20 protein-coding genes and 1 tRNA gene are annotated in these 19,955 nt (G+C 31.6%); 10 read left to right on the top strand and 11 right to left on the bottom strand.

All coding sequences use genetic code 11. The features are described 5' to 3' along the window. The first annotated feature begins 100 nt into the window (after nucleotides 1-100). The gene (gene gltX, locus AB3G34_RS14455; protein WP_369752865.1) at nucleotides 101-1,606 is read left to right on the top strand and encodes a glutamate--tRNA ligase; all 1,506 of its coding nucleotides are present in this window, start codon (nucleotides 101-103) and stop codon (nucleotides 1,604-1,606) included. 35 nt (nucleotides 1,607-1,641) lie between these two features. On the opposite strand, the gene AB3G34_RS14450 is transcribed toward gltX, so the two are convergent. Next, a complete protein-coding gene (locus tag AB3G34_RS14450; RefSeq protein ID WP_369752864.1) occupies nucleotides 1,642-2,283 on the bottom strand; it encodes a PorT family protein in 642 nt (213 codons plus the stop codon). Between the two features lie 76 nt (nucleotides 2,284-2,359). Here AB3G34_RS14450 and AB3G34_RS14445 point away from each other — a divergent pair, with 76 nt between their 5' ends. Beyond that, nucleotides 2,360-3,355 carry an SPFH domain-containing protein gene (locus AB3G34_RS14445; protein ID WP_369752863.1) on the top strand — a complete coding sequence of 332 codons (996 nt, stop codon included), beginning with the start codon at nucleotides 2,360-2,362 and terminating at the stop codon, nucleotides 3,353-3,355. Nucleotides 3,356-3,373: 18 nt separating this feature from the next. Here the strand turns inward: AB3G34_RS14445 and AB3G34_RS14440 are convergent, their stop codons facing one another. The 4 genes from AB3G34_RS14440 to AB3G34_RS14425 all read right to left on the bottom strand — a co-directional run bounded on the left by AB3G34_RS14440 (nucleotide 3,374) and on the right by AB3G34_RS14425 (nucleotide 6,753). Continuing rightward, nucleotides 3,374-3,637, bottom strand: coding sequence for a DUF6327 family protein (locus AB3G34_RS14440; protein ID WP_369752862.1), 264 nt, complete (start codon nucleotides 3,635-3,637; stop codon nucleotides 3,374-3,376). A gap of 3 nt (nucleotides 3,638-3,640) precedes the next feature. After that, nucleotides 3,641-3,991, bottom strand: a complete 351-nt coding sequence (locus tag AB3G34_RS14435; protein ID WP_369752861.1) for a competence protein — start codon at nucleotides 3,989-3,991, stop codon at nucleotides 3,641-3,643. 27 nt (nucleotides 3,992-4,018) lie between these two features. Beyond that, nucleotides 4,019-4,348: a YtxH domain-containing protein gene (locus AB3G34_RS14430; RefSeq protein WP_369752860.1), complete on the bottom strand. Its 330-nt coding sequence runs from the start codon at nucleotides 4,346-4,348 to the stop codon at nucleotides 4,019-4,021. A 281-nt stretch (nucleotides 4,349-4,629) separates the two neighbouring features. After that, a complete protein-coding gene (locus AB3G34_RS14425; RefSeq protein ID WP_369752859.1) occupies nucleotides 4,630-6,753 on the bottom strand; it encodes a glutamine--tRNA ligase/YqeY domain fusion protein in 2,124 nt (707 codons plus the stop codon). A gap of 101 nt (nucleotides 6,754-6,854) precedes the next feature. Between AB3G34_RS14425 and folB the strand changes: the two genes are divergently transcribed. Together folB and AB3G34_RS14415 are read left to right on the top strand one after the other, a co-directional pair. Next, nucleotides 6,855-7,214, top strand: a complete 360-nt coding sequence (gene folB / locus AB3G34_RS14420; RefSeq protein WP_367772741.1) for a dihydroneopterin aldolase — start codon at nucleotides 6,855-6,857, stop codon at nucleotides 7,212-7,214. A 70-nt stretch (nucleotides 7,215-7,284) separates the two neighbouring features. Then, nucleotides 7,285-7,355 (top strand) — tRNA-Cys (locus AB3G34_RS14415). Nucleotides 7,356-7,687: 332 nt separating this feature from the next. Here AB3G34_RS14415 and AB3G34_RS14410 read toward each other — a convergent pair. From AB3G34_RS14410 to rnr, 3 genes are read right to left on the bottom strand one after another with little or no spacing between them, the layout of a single operon-like run. Then, nucleotides 7,688-8,371 (bottom strand): LysE family translocator, encoded by a 684-nt coding sequence (locus tag AB3G34_RS14410; RefSeq protein WP_369752858.1) that lies wholly within the window; start codon nucleotides 8,369-8,371, stop codon nucleotides 7,688-7,690. 39 nt (nucleotides 8,372-8,410) lie between these two features. Continuing rightward, nucleotides 8,411-9,082, bottom strand: a complete 672-nt coding sequence (locus AB3G34_RS14405; RefSeq protein ID WP_367772737.1) for a head GIN domain-containing protein — start codon at nucleotides 9,080-9,082, stop codon at nucleotides 8,411-8,413. Between the two features lie 7 nt (nucleotides 9,083-9,089). Continuing rightward, nucleotides 9,090-11,279, bottom strand: a complete 2,190-nt coding sequence (rnr, locus tag AB3G34_RS14400) for a ribonuclease R (protein WP_369752857.1) — start codon at nucleotides 11,277-11,279, stop codon at nucleotides 9,090-9,092. A 121-nt stretch (nucleotides 11,280-11,400) separates the two neighbouring features. On the opposite strand from rnr, the gene AB3G34_RS14395 reads away from it, so the two are divergent. The 3 genes from AB3G34_RS14395 to AB3G34_RS14385 all read left to right on the top strand — a co-directional run bounded on the left by AB3G34_RS14395 (nucleotide 11,401) and on the right by AB3G34_RS14385 (nucleotide 14,113). Continuing rightward, complete coding sequence (locus AB3G34_RS14395) at nucleotides 11,401-11,640, top strand: DUF2007 domain-containing protein (protein WP_367756192.1); 240 nt, start codon at nucleotides 11,401-11,403, stop codon at nucleotides 11,638-11,640. A 695-nt stretch (nucleotides 11,641-12,335) separates the two neighbouring features. After that, nucleotides 12,336-12,764: a ribose 5-phosphate isomerase B gene (rpiB, locus tag AB3G34_RS14390; protein WP_369752856.1), complete on the top strand. Its 429-nt coding sequence runs from the start codon at nucleotides 12,336-12,338 to the stop codon at nucleotides 12,762-12,764. A gap of 206 nt (nucleotides 12,765-12,970) precedes the next feature. Then, nucleotides 12,971-14,113, top strand: a complete 1,143-nt coding sequence (locus AB3G34_RS14385) for an ATP-binding protein (RefSeq protein WP_369752855.1) — start codon at nucleotides 12,971-12,973, stop codon at nucleotides 14,111-14,113. Here the strand turns inward: AB3G34_RS14385 and AB3G34_RS14380 are convergent. Next, nucleotides 14,096-14,410 (bottom strand): DUF1294 domain-containing protein, encoded by a 315-nt coding sequence (locus AB3G34_RS14380; protein ID WP_369752854.1) that lies wholly within the window; start codon nucleotides 14,408-14,410, stop codon nucleotides 14,096-14,098. The genes AB3G34_RS14385 and AB3G34_RS14380 overlap by 18 nt on opposite strands. 54 nt (nucleotides 14,411-14,464) lie before the next feature. On the opposite strand from AB3G34_RS14380, the gene AB3G34_RS14375 reads away from it, so the two are divergent. Continuing rightward, nucleotides 14,465-16,588: a Tex family protein gene (locus AB3G34_RS14375; RefSeq protein WP_369752853.1), complete on the top strand. Its 2,124-nt coding sequence runs from the start codon at nucleotides 14,465-14,467 to the stop codon at nucleotides 16,586-16,588. Nucleotides 16,589-16,660: 72 nt separating this feature from the next. Here AB3G34_RS14375 and AB3G34_RS14370 read toward each other — a convergent pair whose 3' ends face one another. Next, nucleotides 16,661-17,176 (bottom strand): hypothetical protein, encoded by a 516-nt coding sequence (locus AB3G34_RS14370; RefSeq protein WP_369752852.1) that lies wholly within the window; start codon nucleotides 17,174-17,176, stop codon nucleotides 16,661-16,663. A 201-nt stretch (nucleotides 17,177-17,377) separates the two neighbouring features. Beyond that, complete coding sequence (locus AB3G34_RS14365) at nucleotides 17,378-17,770, bottom strand: Dabb family protein (RefSeq protein ID WP_367772725.1); 393 nt, start codon at nucleotides 17,768-17,770, stop codon at nucleotides 17,378-17,380. Nucleotides 17,771-18,137: 367 nt separating this feature from the next. Here AB3G34_RS14365 and AB3G34_RS14360 point away from each other — a divergent pair, with 367 nt between their 5' ends. Then, a complete protein-coding gene (locus AB3G34_RS14360; RefSeq protein WP_367772723.1) occupies nucleotides 18,138-18,701 on the top strand; it encodes a Crp/Fnr family transcriptional regulator in 564 nt (187 codons plus the stop codon). A 93-nt stretch (nucleotides 18,702-18,794) separates the two neighbouring features. After that, the gene (locus AB3G34_RS14355) at nucleotides 18,795-19,862 is read left to right on the top strand and encodes an SDR family oxidoreductase (protein WP_369752851.1); all 1,068 of its coding nucleotides are present in this window, start codon (nucleotides 18,795-18,797) and stop codon (nucleotides 19,860-19,862) included. Nucleotides 19,863-19,955 lie beyond the last annotated feature (93 nt).

Below are 19,955 nucleotides of genomic sequence, written 5' to 3'. Positions count from 1 at the left end.
AATGTTAAAAGGATGCAAAGTTGAAAATGATGGAATTACCCGATTTCAAATAAACCATTTGAATAATTGAAATTGTATCTTTGCATCAAAATTTACAAAAATGTCAAACCCAATTCGCGTGCGTTTTGCACCAAGTCCAACAGGACCTTTACATATTGGCGGTGTACGTACTGCTTTATTTAATTATTTGTTTGCCAAAAAAAATGGTGGAACTTTCTATTTAAGAATTGAAGATACAGATCAAAATCGTTTTGTTCCAGGTGCCGAAGCCTATATAATGGAAGCATTAGAATGGTTAGGAATTGCCCCTGATGAAACAATTGGAAAGAACGAAAAGTTTGGACCTTACCGTCAAAGCGAAAGAAAACATTTATATAAAGAATACGCTGATCAATTAATCAATTCAGGTTGGGCTTATTACGCATTTGATACTCCAGAAGCGTTAGATGCTTTTAGAAAATCAGAAGAAGAACAAGGGAAAACATTCATTTACAATCATACAAACAGAGAAAAACTAGATACTTCTTTAGTTATTTCAGCAGAGGAAACTGCTAAAAGAATTGCAAATGGAGAACATTTTGTAATTCGTTTTAAAACACCGGTTGATGAAACATTACAATTACATGATATCATTCGTGGTGATGTAAAATTTGAAACTAGTTTACTGGATGATAAAGTATTGTTTAAAAGTGACGGAATGCCAACCTACCATTTGGCAAATATTGTAGATGATCATTTAATGGAGACTTCGCATGTAATCCGTGGAGAAGAATGGTTGCCTTCTATGCCATTACATGTTTTATTATACAGAGCTTTTGGTTGGAAAGCACCAGAGTTTGCTCACCTGCCCTTGATTTTAAAACCTGTTGGAAACGGTAAATTATCAAAGCGTGATGGAGACAAACTAGGTTTTCCAGTATTTCCATTAGAATGGAAAACAGAAGAAGGTATTTCAACTGGTTATAGAGAAAACGGATTCTTTCCTGAAGCTGTTGTTAACTTCTTGGCTTTATTAGGTTGGAATGATGGAACGGAACAAGAGTTATTCTCCTTAGAAGAATTAGTTGAAAAATTTGACTTGAATAGAGTACATAAAGCGGGTGCTAAATTTGATCCAGAGAAAAACAAATGGTTCAATCACCAGTATCTAATTAAGGCAGATGATCCTACTTTGGCGAAAGCCTTCACTCCTATTTTAAAAGAAAAAGGATTTACAGTAGATGAAAATGTCGTGACAAAAGTGGTTTCTTTAATCAAAGAAAGAGCACATTTTGTATCTGAATTTTGGGAAATGAGTGATTTCTTTTTTGTGGCTCCTACAACCTATGATGAAAAAGCAAGAAAAAACTGGAAGGAAGATACTCCTGCATTAATGCAAGAATTGATTTCGGTTGTTGAAGAAATTACCGATTTTACCTCGATGAACATAGAAACGATTGTTAAAGATTGGATGACGAAAAACGAAATTGGAATGGGTAAAGTAATGCAACCATTCCGTTTGAGCTTAGTTGGCGCACTGAAAGGTCCTCACCTATTTGATATAGTTGAAGTAATTGGAAAAGACGAAACGATTAAGAGAATTCAAAAAGCAATAGCTACTTTATAAAAACAAAAAAAGTCCCGATAAACTCGGGACTTTTTTTATAAATACAATAGAATATTACCATTCAGAATTCCTGGGTTTCCTTTAAAATCATATCCTAAATTTTTAGAATTTAAATTCCCTAGCATATTATTGACACCATATTGATAGGACACATTAAATCGGAAATGTTTCACTCCAGCAGTTAATCCAACTGTTGGATAAAAATTAAACTTAGATATATCCACAATATCTTTAGCTAATAAAGTAGTTCCTGAAATAACATTATTCTCTTCTTCGGGTTTGATTTTAAATTTTCCGTTTATTTGTACAATTGGGCCAAACTCAACACTCAACACATTTTCAACTAAAACAAAACTTAATTGCAATGAAATTTGAGCTGAAGGTAATTTATAGTTTACATCTTTATGCCCAAATCCAACATTATTTGTTTGAACTAAAAAATTGTTTTCTGAAAACTGAATTGAATAAACCATATCCCAATTGTCGTAGAAATTTCCTCGAACGGAAAGCCCGGCATTCCAACCCAAATCAGGTTTTGTTTGAAAGTTATTGGTGTTTAAGGTAAATTGATTTACACCAACAGTAATACCAATTCTATTAGAATCCCTATAGCCATACTGGGCAAATGTTATACAAGTAAAAAAAAATAAAACGAAGGATGCAACTAGCTTTTTCATATAATAACAGTAAACTAACACAAACCTAAAGATTTTTCGTAATTTAACAGTAATTTTTAAACTAAATTATATAATTATGAACATTGCATTACTTATTATTCTTGTTTTTGGATTCTTTATCTTACTCTCCTCCTTCTTTACTGTCAAACAACAATCGTCAGTAATTATAGAACGATTTGGAAAATTTCACAGCGTAAGACAATCGGGTTTACATTTAAAAATTCCATTGATTGATAGAGTTGCAGGACGTGTAAATCTAAAAATCCAACAACTGGATGTTATTATCGAAACTAAAACGAAAGACAACGTATTTGTAAAATTGAAAGTTTCAGTACAGTTTATGGTAGTAAAAGATACCGTGTATGATGCCTTTTATAAACTGGAATATGCACATGATCAAATCACCTCTTATGTGTTTGATGTGGTTCGTGCCGAAGTTCCAAAACTAAAACTGGATGATGTCTTTGAAAGAAAAGATGATATCGCCATTGCAGTAAAAAGAGAATTGAATGAAGCGATGACCACTTACGGTTACACTATCATCAATACTTTAGTTACTGATATTGATCCAGACATTCAAGTAAAAAATGCCATGAACCGAATTAATGCTGCAGATAGAGAGAAAACGGTAGCTGAATTTGAAGCAGAAGCATCTAGAATTAGAATCGTTGCCAAAGCCAAAGCAGAAGCAGAAAGCAAGCGTTTACAAGGACAAGGTATTGCTGATCAAAGAAGAGAGATTGCAAGAGGACTGGTAGAAAGTGTGGATGTATTGAACAGAGTTGGAATAAACTCACAAGAAGCCTCGGCCCTTATAGTAGTTACGCAACATTACGACACATTACAAGCCATTGGCGCAGACTCCAATTCAAATTTAATTTTATTACCTAATTCACCACAAGCAGGAAGCGAAATGCTAAATAACATGGTAGCTTCATTTAGTGCATCCAATCAAGTGGGAGAAATGATGAAAAAAACAAATAGAAAACAAGCGAAGAAAGAAGTAAAAGAAATTGAACCTTCAAGAGAAGAAGATGAAGCAGAAGAAGATGAAGCAGAAGAAGAAATATAACAACAACAAAAAAGAGGCTTAACGGCCTCTTTTTTTAAATAACCATTTTGTTATAAATGGAAATGCCAATCCTATAATCTTTCCATAAGGTCCTGGAATACTTGGACTAAATGAGCTTACAATACCACTTACAGCATTTTTCATGATGTTTTTTGGCTCTAAATTCTCTTTTACACCTTGTATCTCTAAATGGATTTTTTGAAGGTTTATTTCCTTCTCAATTTTTAAAATTTCTAGTTCTCTATCAATCTGAGCATATGACGAATATTTTCTTGTTCCCATAATTTAGTCGTTAAAAAATATTTCTGAAAATTTCTCTAAAAGAGGTCCTTCAATCATTTTATCTTTTATTAAAAATAACAGCATGGTAAAGAAAAAATAGATCCCTCCTACAATTAAAAAACCCAAAGGATAGCTATCAAAATAATTTCCAATAGCAAAAGCTAGAGCAAAGGAACAAAAGAATAAAACCATAGCAATACCTAATAAAATTAATGAAAATTTTAAAAATGCTGTAGTCGATTTCATCGCCATCTTGAAACTACGTAATTTATAATACTCAAGATTACTTTCTAAGTATTTAGTAACATGTTCCTGAATATTCTCTGAATTTTCTTTTAATTCTTCAAAAGCCATATTTTAAATTTTTTAATTCTATTCTTTTTATTTTTGAAGCTTGGCATTTTGTTCTTTTAATTCGGCCAATTTTATTTCCAGAAAAGAAATTACATCTTCTGTTTTGTGACTCATATCAGAAAGTAAATCAACATACGTTTCTTCTAAATCTAATTTGGCACTTTTTAGTTTGTGTTTCATTTCACCAGATAAGTCATCAAACTTAATTTTAAAACCTTTTTCAGCATCATTATATTTGTTTTTGATTTTACCTCTTGTTTTTGAACCTTTATCTGGAGCAAATAAAATTCCTATTCCAGCTCCAATAGCAGCACCAGTTAAAATGGCTAATAATGTATTTCCTGTACTATTTGACATAACTCTATTTTTAAAATTTATACTTTTTATAAAGTTAGCTATTTTATTAACATAACGCTGTTAACAAGCCGTTAAAGTGAGAATAATTGTGCTAAAAACGATTATAAAGATTATAGAAGGATAAAAAAACATAAATCATAATAAGATAACGTTAAAATATAAAAAGGCTTTAAAAACGTTCTTTTAAAGCTGTTTTTAATTACTAAATCTGATGTTTTTTATAAAAAGTATAGAAAATATCAATAATAAAAAAACACCTTAAATAAAGGTGTTTTTGATAATTATAATTGATGAAGTACTTGGTCTATAATCTCCGATTCTCTTTCGGTAGTACTTTTGGTTGGATTTGATTTTAGTTTTAAAATCTCCTCTTTAAATGAATTTACAAAATCTAAATCATAATCAAGGTCTCTTAAATTCAAAAGTGTTTTAGATCGTACAAATGTTGATTCACTTCTCAAAGACATTAAAAATAATTTAGAAAGTTCTTCTTTATCAAAATCGGCTGATTTTAAATTGGAATATTTTAAAATAAAATTAGCAAACAACAACGAAGCTTTATTATTGTTAATATTCTTTTTGAAAGAATTTTGTAATAAACTATAATTCGCAATCGCTGCTATGGTTTCACCAATACTATTTTCAATAGCCAAACGTTCCGGTTTAGTAGCTACTTTAAAATATTTATTGATGTCTTTTAATGAGTTATTAATACTATTTAGTTCTTTCTTTCCTTTTTCTTCCCAGGCATCTTTTAAACCAACTGTTTTATTAAATACTAATTTAGAAGGAGTTGAATCTTTATCCACATTGAAATAACCCAATCGTTGAAATTGGAATTTATCTCCACTAACAGCAGTTGCTAGACTAGGTTCAACATATCCCGTAACCGTTTCTAGAGAAGTTTTGTTCATGAAATCAAGAAAGTTTTTATCTTTATGACTGTCTGGTGCTTCATCAATAAATAAACGGTCGTACAAACGAACTTCAGCTGGAACAGCATGTTTAATAGAAACCCAATGCAAGGTTCCCGCCACTTTTCTTTTAGAGGCTTCACTCCCACTCCCACTTAAAGAATCCGTATCATAAGTAACATGAATTTCTGTAATATTTCCTTCAGCATCTTTTACAACACTTTCTCCTTTAATGATATAGGCATTTTTAAGTCGCACTTCATTACCTAAACTTAAACGGAAAAATTTGGCTGGAGCCACTTCTAAAAAGTCTTCTCTTTCAATATATAATTCTCTAGAAAAAGGAACTTGTCTAAAACCTGCAGTTTCATCTTCTTGATTATTTTCTGCTTCTAATGATTCTTCTTTTACTTCTGGATAATTAGTAATAATAACTTTAATAGGATCTAAAACTGCCATTACTCTAGGAGCCGTTTTATTTAAATCTTCGCGTAAGCAAAATTCTAGAAGAGAAACATCAATAATATTTTCTCTTTTAGCAACACCAATCGTATCACAAAATTTACGGATAGAATTAGCGGTATACCCTCTTCTTCTTAACCCAGAAATAGTAGGCATTCTAGGATCATCCCAACCATTTACAATGTTTTCTTGAACCAATTGCAATAACTTACGTTTGCTCATCACCGTATAATTCAAGTTCAAACGAGCAAATTCATACTGATGTGGTTTCACCTTAGTATCATCATAAATTTGATCCAAGAACCAATTGTATAATTCTCTATGCATTACAAATTCTAGTGTACAAATAGAGTGCGAAATTTGTTCTATATAATCACTTTCGCCATGAGCATAATCATACATAGGATAGATTTTCCAATCGTTTCCAGTTCTATGATGATGACGATGTAAAATACGATACATTAATGGATCACGCATTAACATATTAGTAGAAGTCATATCAATTTTGGCACGTAAAACATGACTTCCTTCTGGAAAATCACCGTTTTTCATTCCTTCAAATAAAGTCAAATTCTCCTCGATAGAACGGTTTCTATAAGGTCCTTCAACACCTGGTTGTGTAGGAGTTCCTTTTTGAGTAGCCATATCTTCGGATGATTGACTGTCAATATAAGCCTTCCCTTTATTGATCATGATAATCGCCCAATCGTATAATTGTTGGAAATAATCAGAAGCATAATGTTCTTCATCCCACTTAAAACCCAACCATTGCAAATCTTCTTTAATAGCATCTACATACTCCTGCTCTTCTTTAGCAGGATTTGTATCATCAAAACGTAAATTTACAGGTGCATTATAACGTAAACCCAATCCAAATTGCAAACAAATCGATTTAGCATGACCAATATGTAAATAACCATTAGGTTCTGGCGGAAAACGGAAACGGAGTTTATCTTTTGGAAATCCATCAGTTAGGTTTTCCTCTATGATTTGTTCTATAAAATGGAGTGATTTATCTTCAGTTGACATTATTTTGTTTTATTTTAGCAAAGGTAAAAAAAAGTTTAAGGATTAACGTTTAAAGTTAACACAAGAAACAGTAAACTGCTAACATTAAATAAAAAATTAAAATGGGAACTATTAAACTAAAAAATATACGCACCTATTCTTATCACGGTTGTTTGATAGAAGAAGGAAAAATTGGTTCAGATTACTCCGTTGACTTAGAGATTAAAACTGATTTAAGAAAATCATGTATCAGTGATGATCTACATGATACGGTAGATTATGTTCTATTAAACCGAATTGTAGTTGAAGAAATGGAGATTCGTTCCCATTTATTAGAACATGTAGGTCATCGAATCATAACAAGAGTTTTTAATGAAATTCCCGAAGTTTCAAGAATCCTTCTTGGTGTATCAAAACTAAACCCTCCTATTGGTGGTGATGTAGAATCAGTTACAATAGAATTAGAAGAATATAGAAGTTAAAAAAAAAACTTTTGGACTAAAAGTTTTAAACTTTGGAGATTTTAGTTACTTTTGCAGTCCATTAAACAATGGCGTCGTGGCCGAGTGGCTAGGCTGGGCTCTGCAAAAGCTCCTACTGCGGTTCGAATCCGCACGATGCCTCTAAAACCTTCAAGGAAACTTGGAGGTTTTTTTTTATGTCTAATTTTTTATAAAAATTAAGTAAAGATTAGGTTCGAATCCGAACGATGCCTCTAAAAACTTCAAGGAAAGAGGAGGTTTCTTTTATGTTTAATTTTTAAAGAATTGTTTCACAGAGATTCACAAAGAAGCTACAGAGATTTACATACTTTTAAAACTATTGGTATAATAAAAGCTATTTATAAAACGTAACTTTTCTTAATTTCTCAATGTTTAACCCTTAATTCAATACATTTTTAAACATAAAAAAACCGCTCAATTGGAGCGGTTTAAATTTATTTAAATTTTCAATTTTATTTATGTTTTTCAATTTTCTGAAAAGCGTTTTTAACCATTTCTTTTTCTTTTGGAAACCAGCCTTGAGTTATTAATACTACTCCAAAAACCATTAGAACTATACTTATTCCTTTTTTTATTTTAAGAATATTAGTGGGTGTCATCTTCGTTTTTAATTGTTTAGCTAATAATATTTTAATACAATCAACCAATAAATAAGTGATGATTACAGTACTAAAAAAAGTTAACATTCTGGAATTTTCCATATCTAATTTTGGACCAACAGAAATAATAATAGCTAACCAAAATCCTAATACTCCAATGTTAATAATGTTTAAAAAGAATCCTTTTATAAAAAGACTTAAGTAATTTTTTTTGATGATTTCTTTGTCAATTTCTGCAGTATTTATTTTTTTTTCTTTTCGTAAACTAATGAACGAAATAACACCATAAGCCAACATTAAAATACCTCCAAATATAAAAAGAGCAGGTTTGTCTTTTAAACTTTGAATTAATCTAAAACTACCTAAATATGCAATTCCAATAAAACAAATATCACCTAAGACCACACCTAAATCAAAAACTAAAGCCGCTCTAAATCCTTTTATTATACTTGTTTCAAGTAAAATAAAAAAAACGGGACCTATCATAAAGCTTAAGAAAATTCCCCAAGGAATACCTGATAAAATATCGTTAACCATTAATAATTGAAATTTGTTTTGGAATAAAAAGATTGCAATTTAATTTTTTTCTATAATTTTTCCACCAAAAAGGGTTTCTTTATTTATCTGTTCTGGTTTTCCATACACATAAATAGCTCCACCAGCCTTTACTTTTGCATCCACTAATACACTAGCATTAATTTCAGCATTTCCTCCTGCAGAAACGTTTATTGAGGTTTGTGATGTCTCTAATTCTTTGGCTTTTAAAACACCTCCAGACATAATTACTACATCTTGATTAACAGCAGTCCCGGATAATTCTATTATCCCACCACTAACGGCTTTTACATTTACTTTTTTAGTTCCATCTAATTGTAAATTGATCTCTGCTCCTTCTCTAACATTTAAATCTAAGATAGTTTCTTTAAAAACACCATCACTTGAAACATAAGAACCTTCACTAGCTGCTATTCCATCAATGTTTTTAAAATACAATTTGATAGAAATATCATTTCCTGATAATAATTTAGGAAATGGCATTCTTATTTTAAGTTCTCCATTATTATTTACAAACTCAACTTCATCTTCCCTATCTCCAGTAATAATTGCTTTATTTTCTGAGGACGAAATTAATTTAACATTCAGTTTATCAAAAACTTTAATAGTATTAAAGTCACCAATGTTCTTAGTGACTTGAGCAAAAGTAGTTTGAACTACTAATGCAAGAGTTAAAATCAATACTTTTTTCATAATTTGTTTATTTTACAGGTTCATCAATTCTTCTTAAAAAATTAAAATCCAATTGTTTTTTAACTAAATCGGCATTTTTAACCTTAACGAAGATTTCGTCTCCTAATTGTAATAATTGATTTGAAGTTGCTCCAACCAATGCATATTGTTTTTCATCAAAGGTGTAATAATCGTCTTTTATATCCCGAATACGCACCATTCCTTCACATTTGTTTTCTATAATTTCAACATAAATTCCCCATTCGGTCACTCCTGAAATTACACCTAAAAACTCTTGATCTTGATGATCTTGCATGTATTTTACCTGCATGTACTTGATAGAATCCCTTTCGGCATTAGTTGCTAAACCTTCCATAGTAGAACAATGCAAACACTTGGTTTCATACAATTCTTCATCGGCCGATTTAGCTCCATCTAAATAAAACTGTAGCAAACGGTGTACCATAACGTCAGGATAACGACGAATTGGTGAAGTAAAATGAGAATAATAATCAAATGCTAGTCCATAATGACCAATATTATCAGTTGAATACTTGGCTTTACTCATCGAACGAATAGCCAAAGTATCAATTAAATTTTGCTCTTTTTTACCATTAACATCTTCCATTAATTTGTTTAAAGCTTGGGAAATAGAACCTTGCTGAAAATCTATTTTATAACCAAACTTAGAAATAAGCGCTTGCATAGCAAAAAGTTTATCTTCATTTGGCTCATCATGAATTCTATAGATGAATGTTTTCTTTTGTTTTCCAATATATTCTGCCACTTTCTTATTAGCTAAAAGCATGAACTCTTCAATCAAATGATTGGCATCTTTAGACACTTTAAAATAAACACCTTCTGGTTCGCCTTCTTCACTTAAATTGAATTTTACTTCCACTTTATCAAATGAGATAGCGCCATCTTGCATTCTTTTTCTTCTAAAAATCTTAGCTAATTCATCTAATTTTAGCGTTGCTGCGACAATTTCAGGAGAAACTTGATATGAACTACCTGTAATCGAAATTTCTTCCGGAATGGTATCGTCTTTCGTTTCTATGATGTATTGCGCTTCTTCATAAGCAAATCGTTGATCTGAATAGATTACTGTTCGACCAAACCATTGGTTGATAACCTCACTTTTCTCAGAGATTTCAAAAACAGCTGAAAAAGTATATTTTTCTTCTTGTGGACGCAATGAACAAGCAAAATTAGACAATACTTCAGGTAACATAGGTACTACCCTATCTACTAAATAGACTGATGTAGCACGTTGATAGGCTTCATCATCTAGTATGGTTCCTTCTTCTAGATAATACGAAACATCGGCAATGTGAATCCCTATTTCGTAGTTTCCATTTTCTAATTTTTTAAATGATAAAGCATCATCAAAATCTTTTGCATCTTTTGGATCAATGGTGAATGTTAGTGTATCACGCATATCACGACGATTAGCAATTTCAGTTTCAGTAATTGAAGTGTCAATTTTTTGTGCATAAGTTTCTACTTCAATAGGAAACTCTGATGGTAAACCATATTCGGCTAAAATAGCATGAATTTCCGTATCGTGCTCTCCAGGTTTACCTAGTACTTTTATTACTTTTCCAAAAGGACTATCGGCTCTGGAAGGCCAATCTTCGATATGAACTAAAACAACATCTCCTTGCTCTGCTTCTCCTATTTTATCCTTTGGAATAAAAATATCGGTATACATTTTTGGGTTGGCTGTTGAAACAAAAGAGAAATTCTTTTGGATGTCAATCACTCCAACAAAATCAGTTTTATTTCTTTCGATAACTTCAATAACCTCACCTTCAGGTCTTTTCCCTTTTCTTCGGTTATAAACATATACTTTGACAATGTCTTTATCTAAAGCATGATTTAAATTATTCGTTGGAATAAATACATCTTCCTCTAATTCAGCACAGACAAAATAAGCTGTTTTACGGCCTGTCATGTCTATTTTACCTTCGTAATATTCTTTACTAGCGGCTTTAATTAAATATTTTCCAGGTTCTGACTCGATAATTTTGCTTTGAGAAGCAAGAATCTTTAAATCTTTAATAATTTGATTTCTACTTTGTGTATCATCAAGTTCCAGCTTTGCTCCTATTTGTTTATAATTGAATGCTTTATTAGCACTTTGCGATAGTATTTTTATAATTTGTTCAGAGAACTCTTTCTCTTTTTTTACCGGCTTTCTTAATCTTTTACTCATAAATCTTTTCTTAAAAGTCGAAAATTACAAAATAGTTAACAGTTATAAGAAAATAGCGGTCAGTTTTAAAGAAAATATAACTTTCACTAGATAGTTGTATCTTTATACAAAGAATCAAATTATGGAAGCATTTATCACTATCGCCGTTTTTGACTACATTCATGAAATTGAAATACTGAAACATCGATTGGATCAAGAAGGATTGCAATACTATTTTCAAAACGAAATTATGTCTTCTTTTGCACCAATGTACTCAACCGCTTTGGGAGGAATCCAACTTAAAATTCATCCTAACGATTTTTCAAGTGTTAAAACTATTCTTCAAGAAATGAAGTACGATAACAATTTAAAAATCGTTTAATTTTTTTGAAAGTTGTCAACACATATATAATACAACAAAAAGAAAAATTAAATTTAAATTATTTATTAATGTGTATTATAGCATGTTAATAGCTACTATAAATTTATTTTAAAAAGCTATGATATCAAGTTATAGTATGTTATTTATAGTTATTAACATAGTTATTTTTATCTAAGTCTTTAGTTTTAAAGAGTTACTATATTTTAATTAACAACAGTTAATAAACTAAAACCATTTCAATTTGTAAATAAGTATTTTTTTTATTTTTGTTGATAAACCTATTTTAAGTATTAATAACTTTTCTAAAAATTCAGTAAACTAAATTAGGTTTTTAAAAGTGGGTTTTGGATTACTTATTTTTTTAATAGAACCAAAAAATACTTCTAATATTCTATCCGAAGTTATTAACATTTAATGTTAATTTAAAGTTAACTGAATATCAAGCAATTGCGTTTCACTATTAACAATGTAAAATATTAACATTTTATTTTCGAATTATTTATTGATTATCAATGATTTATGTATTTATGAAAATTGTGGATAACTCATAAATAGATAGCAATCTGATAGTTATAATACATGTAAATAGATACTTTTTAAAGGACTTTATTTTTTTAACAAATAAACAAAAGCTTCATTTATAATATCCAATAATCTTTTGGTAAATTTGCAGCACACAACTTAACAGATATAAAATGAAAATCTCAATAGGGAACGATCACGCTGGACCAGATTATAAAAAAGCCATTGTTGAAATGCTTATAGCAAAAGGTCACGAAGTAACTAATTATGGAACAGATTCAGAAGATAGTGTAGATTATCCTGATTTTGGACATCCTGTAGCTACAGATGTTACTGAAGGAAAAGCAGATTTTGGGATCGTTATTTGCGGAAGCGGAAATGGAATTGCAATGACAGTAAATAAACATCCTAAAGTGAGAGCTGGTTTGTGTTGGACTAAAGAGATTGCTTATTTAACACGTTTACATAACAATGCTAATATTGTAAGTATTCCTGCTCGTTTTACCTCTATTCCGCAAGCAGTAGAAATTGTAGAAACTTTTCTAGCTACTGAATTCGAAGGAGGAAGACACCAAAATAGAGTGAATAAAATTTCTTGTTAATAAGGATTTTATAAAAAAAATTGCGGGCCAAGGCCTAATTATTTTAGACGAGCTGAGTTTTAAACTAGGCTCGTTTTTTATTTCTATTGACTGAATTAACGTTAATTTAATTATTGTACTGACTGAATTAATGTAAATTCAGTCAATGTACTGACTGAATTATTATTTTTTATGTATATTTGAATTGTGTTTATAATTCAAAATAAATGAAAAGTCATTTAAAAAGAGCGATTTTTGATTCCTTTAGTAAAAAAGTACTACCTAATAAAGTATTGATTTTACTAGGTGCACGACGTGTTGGTAAAACAGAATTGATTAAAAATTATTTAGAAAATATTCCATCACCGACCTATTTACAATTAAATGGAGAGGATATTAATGACGCTAATTTACTAAAAGAGCGGTCGGTGGTTAATTACAAACGATTATTAGCTAATATAGATTTATTAGTTATTGATGAAGCCCAAACAATTCCTGAAATTGGTTTGATTTTAAAGTTGATTGTTGATAGTATTGAAGGTATTAAAATTATAGCTACAGGTTCTTCTATTTTCGATTTAAACAACACATTAGGCGAACCATTAGTAGGCCGTAAAAATACCTTATACCTTTATCCGCTGGCACAATTAGAGTTTTCAATACAAGAAAATTATAAGCAAACCATAGAAAAATTAGAAGAAAGACTGCTCTTTGGTAGTTATCCCGAGTTAATGCAATATCCTGATTGGGAAGAAAAAAAAGAGTATTTATTCGAAATAATTAATTCCTACTTACTTAAGGATATCCTTGTTTTTGAAGGGATAAAACATGCCGATAAAATATATAATTTACTGCGGTTGATTGCTTTCCAGATTGGGAAGGAAGTTTCAATACAAGAGTTAGCGAATCAATTGCAATTATCCAAAAATACGGTTGTTAATTATTTAGACTTATTGTCTAAGGTGTTTATCATTTTTAAAGTAGAAGGATTTAGTCGTAATCTTCGAAAAGAAATTGTAAAATCAAGTCGTTGGTATTTTTATGATAACGGTATCAGAAACGGAATTATAAATAATTTCAACCGATTAGAATCAAGAACAGATGTTGGTGATTTATGGGAAAACTATTTGGCTGTAGAGCGTATTAAGAAGCAAGAATACCAAAAATTGAAAACTAAAAATTATTTTTGGCGCACCTATGACCAGCAAGAGTTAGACTGGTTAGAAGAAAAGGGACAATCATTGGCCGGCTTTGAATTTAAATGGAATGAGAACAAAAAAGCTAAAGTTCCTACGGCTTTCGCCAAAGCGTATCCAGAAGCTAATTTTGAGGTAATAAATAAGTCAAATTATTTAGATTTTATATTGTAATCTAAGACTAGACCAACTCTTAGGACCTAGTAAACCAGTATAGAATAAAGCATATATAATTGCAATTTGCAGTACTAGAATTCCAAAATACTTCCATAAAAACGAGTATTTTGACGTTTTATGTCTAAAAATCAACATAGCAATTCCAGCTCCAATAGTGCCTCCAAAGGCTACAAAACTTAAAAGAGTTTTCTCTGGAATTCTTCTTTTTTGTGCTTTTGCTAAATATTTATCATAACCAGTTAATACAAAGGCAATACCATTTATAATCAAAAAACAGTAGAATAAAAGAGTCATTTAACTTAATTTAAGATTCAAAGATATTATTTTAGCTGTTCGAAAAAAATTAAAATGAACAACATACAATTCATCTCCAAATTTGTAGCTACAGCAGCGATTAACATTCAAAAAACAGTTGAACTTTTACAAGAAGATTGTACGATTCCGTTTATTTCTAGGTATCGAAAAGACACTACAGGAAATCTAGATGAAGTTCAAATTGAAAATATAGCCAAGTTTCAAAAAGAATATGAGGTGATTGTAAAACGCAAGGAAGCGATTTTAAAATCAATCATGGAGCAAGGTGCTATGAACGAAGGATTGTTTGCTAAAATCGATAAAAGTTTTGATTTACAAGAATTAGAAGATTTCTACCTGCCTTTTAAAAAGAAGAAAAAAACTAAGGCTGATGTTGCTCGCGAAAGTGGATTAGAGCCATTGGCTAAAATTATCATGGCACAAAATAACGATGATGTTGATTTTATTGCTACAAAATACCTGAATGATACTATAATTAACGAAGATTTAGCCCTACAAGGCGCCCGTGACATTATTGCCGAATGGATTAATGAAAATATATATGTTCGTAAGCAATTGCGCCGTTTATACGAGCGCAAAGCGACGATTACAACTAAGGTAGTTAAAACCAAGAAAGAGGAGGAAGGCGCACAAAAATTCAATCAGTATTTTGATTGGTCAGAGCCGTTAACGAAAGCACCTTCACACCGTTTATTAGCGATGCTTCGTGCCGAAAATGAAGGTTTTATCAAGTTTAAAGTGGCCGTTGATATCGATGATGCCTATGCTATTATTGATGAATTGGTTTTAAAAGGACAAAATAAAGCAACTCCACATGTACAATTGGCTATTGAAGACAGTTACAAACGATTGTTGAATCCAGCGATTTCCAATGAAGCTTTGCAAGAAGCAAAAGCCAAGGCGGATGCCAATTCGATTCAAGTTTTTGCTAATAATCTAGGGCAGTTGTTACTAGCACCGCCTTTAGGAGAAAAACGAATTTTAGCCATTGATCCCGGTTTTAGATCGGGTTGTAAAATTGTGTGTTTGGATGAAAAAGGAGATTTGTTGTACAACGAAACCATTTATCCGCACGCGCCACAAAAAGAGGAAGCGATGGCGATGAAAAAAATTCGTTCGATGGTGAATTCTTATAAAATTGATGCTATTTCTATAGGAAACGGAACTGCTTCACGGGAAACCGAATTCTTCATAAAGAAAATTGCTTTCGATAAACCAGTACAAGTCTTCATAGTTTCCGAAGCCGGAGCCTCGGTATACTCAGCTTCTAAAATTGCTAGAGAGGAGTTTCCTAATTATGATGTTACTGTTCGGGGTTCGGTTTCTATCGGGAGAAGATTGAGTGATCCATTGGCTGAATTGGTAAAAATTGACCCAAAAGCTATTGGCGTAGGTCAATACCAGCATGATGTGGACCAAAATAAACTAAAAGAAGAACTCGATAATACGGTAATTCGTTGCGTGAATTCAGTAGGTATAAACATCAATACGGCGAGCAAACATTTACTAAGTTATGTGAGTGGAATAGGAGAGAAGCTAGCCGAAAACATTGTGAACTATCGATCTGAAAATGGTCCTTTTGAAAACAGAAAACAACTGAAGAAAGTACCTCGATTGGGTGAAAAAGCATACCAACAAGGAGTCGCTTTTATCCGAATTTCGAATCCTAAAAATCCGTTGGATAATTCGGCTGTTCATCCAGAATCGTATGGAATTGTAGAGAAAATGGCCAAAGATTTAAAATTGACTGTGAATGATTTAATTGCCAATAAAGAAAAAACGGCCCTAATCAAACCAGAGAATTATATCACACCAGAGATAGGATTACTAGGATTGAAAGATATTATAAAAGAGCTTGAAAAACCAGGATTAGACCCAAGAAAATCAGCTAAAGTATTTGAATTTGATCCCAATGTAAAAACGATAAAAGACGTTAAATCAGGAATGATAGTACCTGGAATTGTCAACAACATTACCAATTTTGGTTGTTTTGTAGATATTGGAGTCAAAGAAAGTGGTTTAGTTCATATCTCTCAGCTTAAAGCAGGCTTTGTAAGCGACGTAAATGAAGTAGTGAAGTTACACCAACATGTTCAGGTAAAAGTCACAGAAGTGGATGAGGATAGAAAACGCATTCAGTTGACGATGATCATTTAAAAACAAAAGCCTGACAACATTGTCAGGCTTTTGTTTTATTTATAAAAACTGTAATCGAATTAATAATTAAATCTATATAAATAATAAAATTAAGGTTAATACAATACCTGCAGCGGTAAAGTATAGTCCTTTTTTAAATATTGTTGTTTTTGGCATAAACATCCAAAATGATGATAGTACAAAAAAGAAAAGTGATAGTCCAAAAAAGACATTCAAAAAGAATAATGGTTCTCCTGATCTTGCCTTATGCAGGTGCGTCATTTTTTCTACAATTGCAGGAAGGCTTTCTGTTTTATAGTCAGCTACTCCTGTTTTTTTATTATAAGTTCCATCCTTAAAATAAACAACGTCACCTTCTTCACGATCTGGTTTAAAACCACGGATCTCAAGCATACGACCTAAATCCTCTCCACTAGCATTGGTCTTTACTATTTTAACGATCTGTTTTTGTTGTTTTAGAAAACTAGTATCTCTAAAAATTAATACTAATCCGCTTAGGGAATAAACAGCCATAATTCCAGCAAGGAAAAAGCCTAGATAGCGGTGAACTATGCGCATTGTCGCATTAAGGTTTTGTTTTTTTGACATAAGTAAATGGTTTTTTTATAGTTTTTTATTTTTCTTTATTTGACCTCAAAAGCTATAAAAGGTTTAATCAAGTAAATATTTTTTTTAGTTTTATTTACTTCACGATTTTCTATAAGAAAGGTTTCAAGAAATAATTCTTCAAACTTCAATTGTAATGCTACTTTTAGAATAGAACATTCATGATAATTTCATTTTCATTGGTTACACATCAATAGAATCATAAACAAGTACTTTGGTCCAAAGATGGGAACAGTTCTTCACAAAAGCTTGATGAATTGGGTGATCTTGATAGACTTTTTGACCCGCTTCATCATCAAAAAACATGAGTTCCGAAACATCCCAGGAAGTGTCGACTACCTCCCGTTTCTCAGTAGAGGCCAAAACACCTACATGAATATGACGAATTGTTGGAATAGCAGCTAAGGTTTTTAGACCAGAAATTAATTGTTGTTTATCCGCTTCGGATTCGGGGTTTTTTAACCAAAAAAATACATGGTGTAATAAAGGTTTTTCAATTGGTCGTTTTGCAAATCCAAAAATACCAGCAATTCCCAATAAAGCTGTTGATCCTATAAATCTTCTTCGTACCATCATTTATTTATTTTTAAATGTAAATATCGAATTTTTAAAATAAAAAAAGAGAAAAACTGCTCCTTTATTTAACACCTATAATTCAAATGTAGATTTTACGTTTATAAAAGTTTCTTTTGTGCATTATTTTGCTGAGTAACAGAAAAAGCGGTGAATGGTTTTGAATATTTAATCAAAAACGAAATAGTTAAATCAAGTTGGTTAATACTACTGCTTATGATCTAATTATTCCTACTATTTTGTATCTTATCAAATAAAAAGCAAGTTATACTTCAAGCAGTCACCCTTTAATAAATAAAACCCAATAATTGTGAGTTGTAGTCAGTCTCCTTTTTTTAATTATTTTTATACCGTTTTTTAAAAACAAATAATGGAAGCAATTTTAAGACAACATATTGAGAAAATAGTACTATTAACGGATGATGAATTTCTATTTGTGCTTTCTCACTTTTCGATAGGAAAATATAAAAAACATCAATATCTAGTTCAGCAAGATAATCCCGTTCCGTATGTTCATTTCGTAGTTAAAGGTTTGTTGAAATCGTATTATATAGACCACTCGGGTAAGAGTCATATTCTTCAATTTGCCATGGAAGATTGGTGGGTTACGGATAGTCACGGATTTTATAATAATCAAAATGCCACACTCAATATTGATTGTTTAGAAGATGCACAAACGTATTACATCACTCTTGAAAACAGGCAAAAGCTGTGCGCAGAGTTACAGAAAATGGAGTTCTTCTTTTTGCAAAAAATGACCGCTGGTAATATTGCACTTCAAAGCAGGATTCTATCGTTAATGAGCAAGAATTCTGAGGAACGATATGCGCAATTTATCCAATTATATCCAGATTTGATTCACCGTATTCCTAAAACTTTAATAGCCTCTTATCTTGGAATTTCGAGAGAGACATTGAGTCGTTTATCGCATTGATGTGATATAGGTCACAAAAAAGATGTGATGTATGTCCTATATTATTCCATGGCTGTTTTCGAATTTTGTACTTCAAAATTTAAAAACACAAATATGAAAAATATAGCGTTAATAGTTGGGGCAACAGGGATTACAGGTAATAATCTTGCAGAAAGACTTATTGCTAGAGGCTGGATCACTTTTGGCTTAGCCAGAAACCCTCGAAAAGATATAGAAAATCTACAGCCTGTTGCTGCTGATCTTTTAGATCTTGAAAATTTAAAGCTAGCTTTAAAAGATGTTTCTCCTACCCATGTTTACATTACAAGTTGGATGCGTCAGGATACTGAAGCAGAAAATATAAGAGTAAATAGCTTGATGGTTAGAAATCTTCTAGAGGCCTTATCTTCTAAAAAATCAGTGCAGCACGTAGCGCTTGTTACAGGATTGAAACATTATCTTGGACCTTTTGAGGCTTACGCCAAAGAAGGATTTTTACCCGAAACCCCATTTAGAGAAGAACAACCTCGTCTTGACATAGAAAACTTTTACTATGCACAAGAGGACGAAGTTTATGCCGCAGCAGCACGTGATGGTTTTACATGGAGCATTCACCGTCCGCACACTGTTATTGGGAAAGCGGTGGGTAACTTAATGAATCTAGGAACAACCCTTGCTGTGTATGCTAGCATTTGCAAAGAAAATGGAAAATCGTTTCAGTGGCCAGGTTCAGAAGCACAATGGAATGGACTTTCGGATGTTACGGATGCTAGAGTATTAGCAGAGCATTTAATTTGGGCTTCTACTACGGAAGCGGCCAAAAATGAAGCATTTAATGTCGTAAATGGAGACTATTTTCGCTGGAAATGGCTGTGGGGAAAAATAGCATCTTCGTTCGGGATTGAGGCAATAGGTTATGATGGTATGATTCATCCTCTTGAAGAGCAAATGGAGAATCAAGCTCCTGTTTGGGAAAAAATAGCTCTGGAACATGCTCTTGAAGAATCGAATATAGACAGATTGGCCTCTCCTTGGCATACGGATCTTGACTTGGGACGCCCCATAGAAGTGATGACTGATATGTCTAAAAGTCGTGCGCTTGGTTTTAGTATTTATCAAAGAACTGAAGAATCTTTTTACGATTTATTTGAAAAGCTCCGCCTAGAAAGATTAATTCCTTAATTAAAAAAGCTAAAGAATTTATCATAATAAAGTGACTAAAAAAAAGGTTTCAGGAGCTTATCCTGAAACCTTTTTGAGTTTTCTGGCAGGTCT

The organism is Flavobacterium sp. WC2409, assembly GCF_041200085.1.
GTDB lineage: Bacteria > Bacteroidota > Bacteroidia > Flavobacteriales > Flavobacteriaceae > Flavobacterium.
This window is presented reverse-complemented; position numbering and strand designations above follow the sequence as displayed.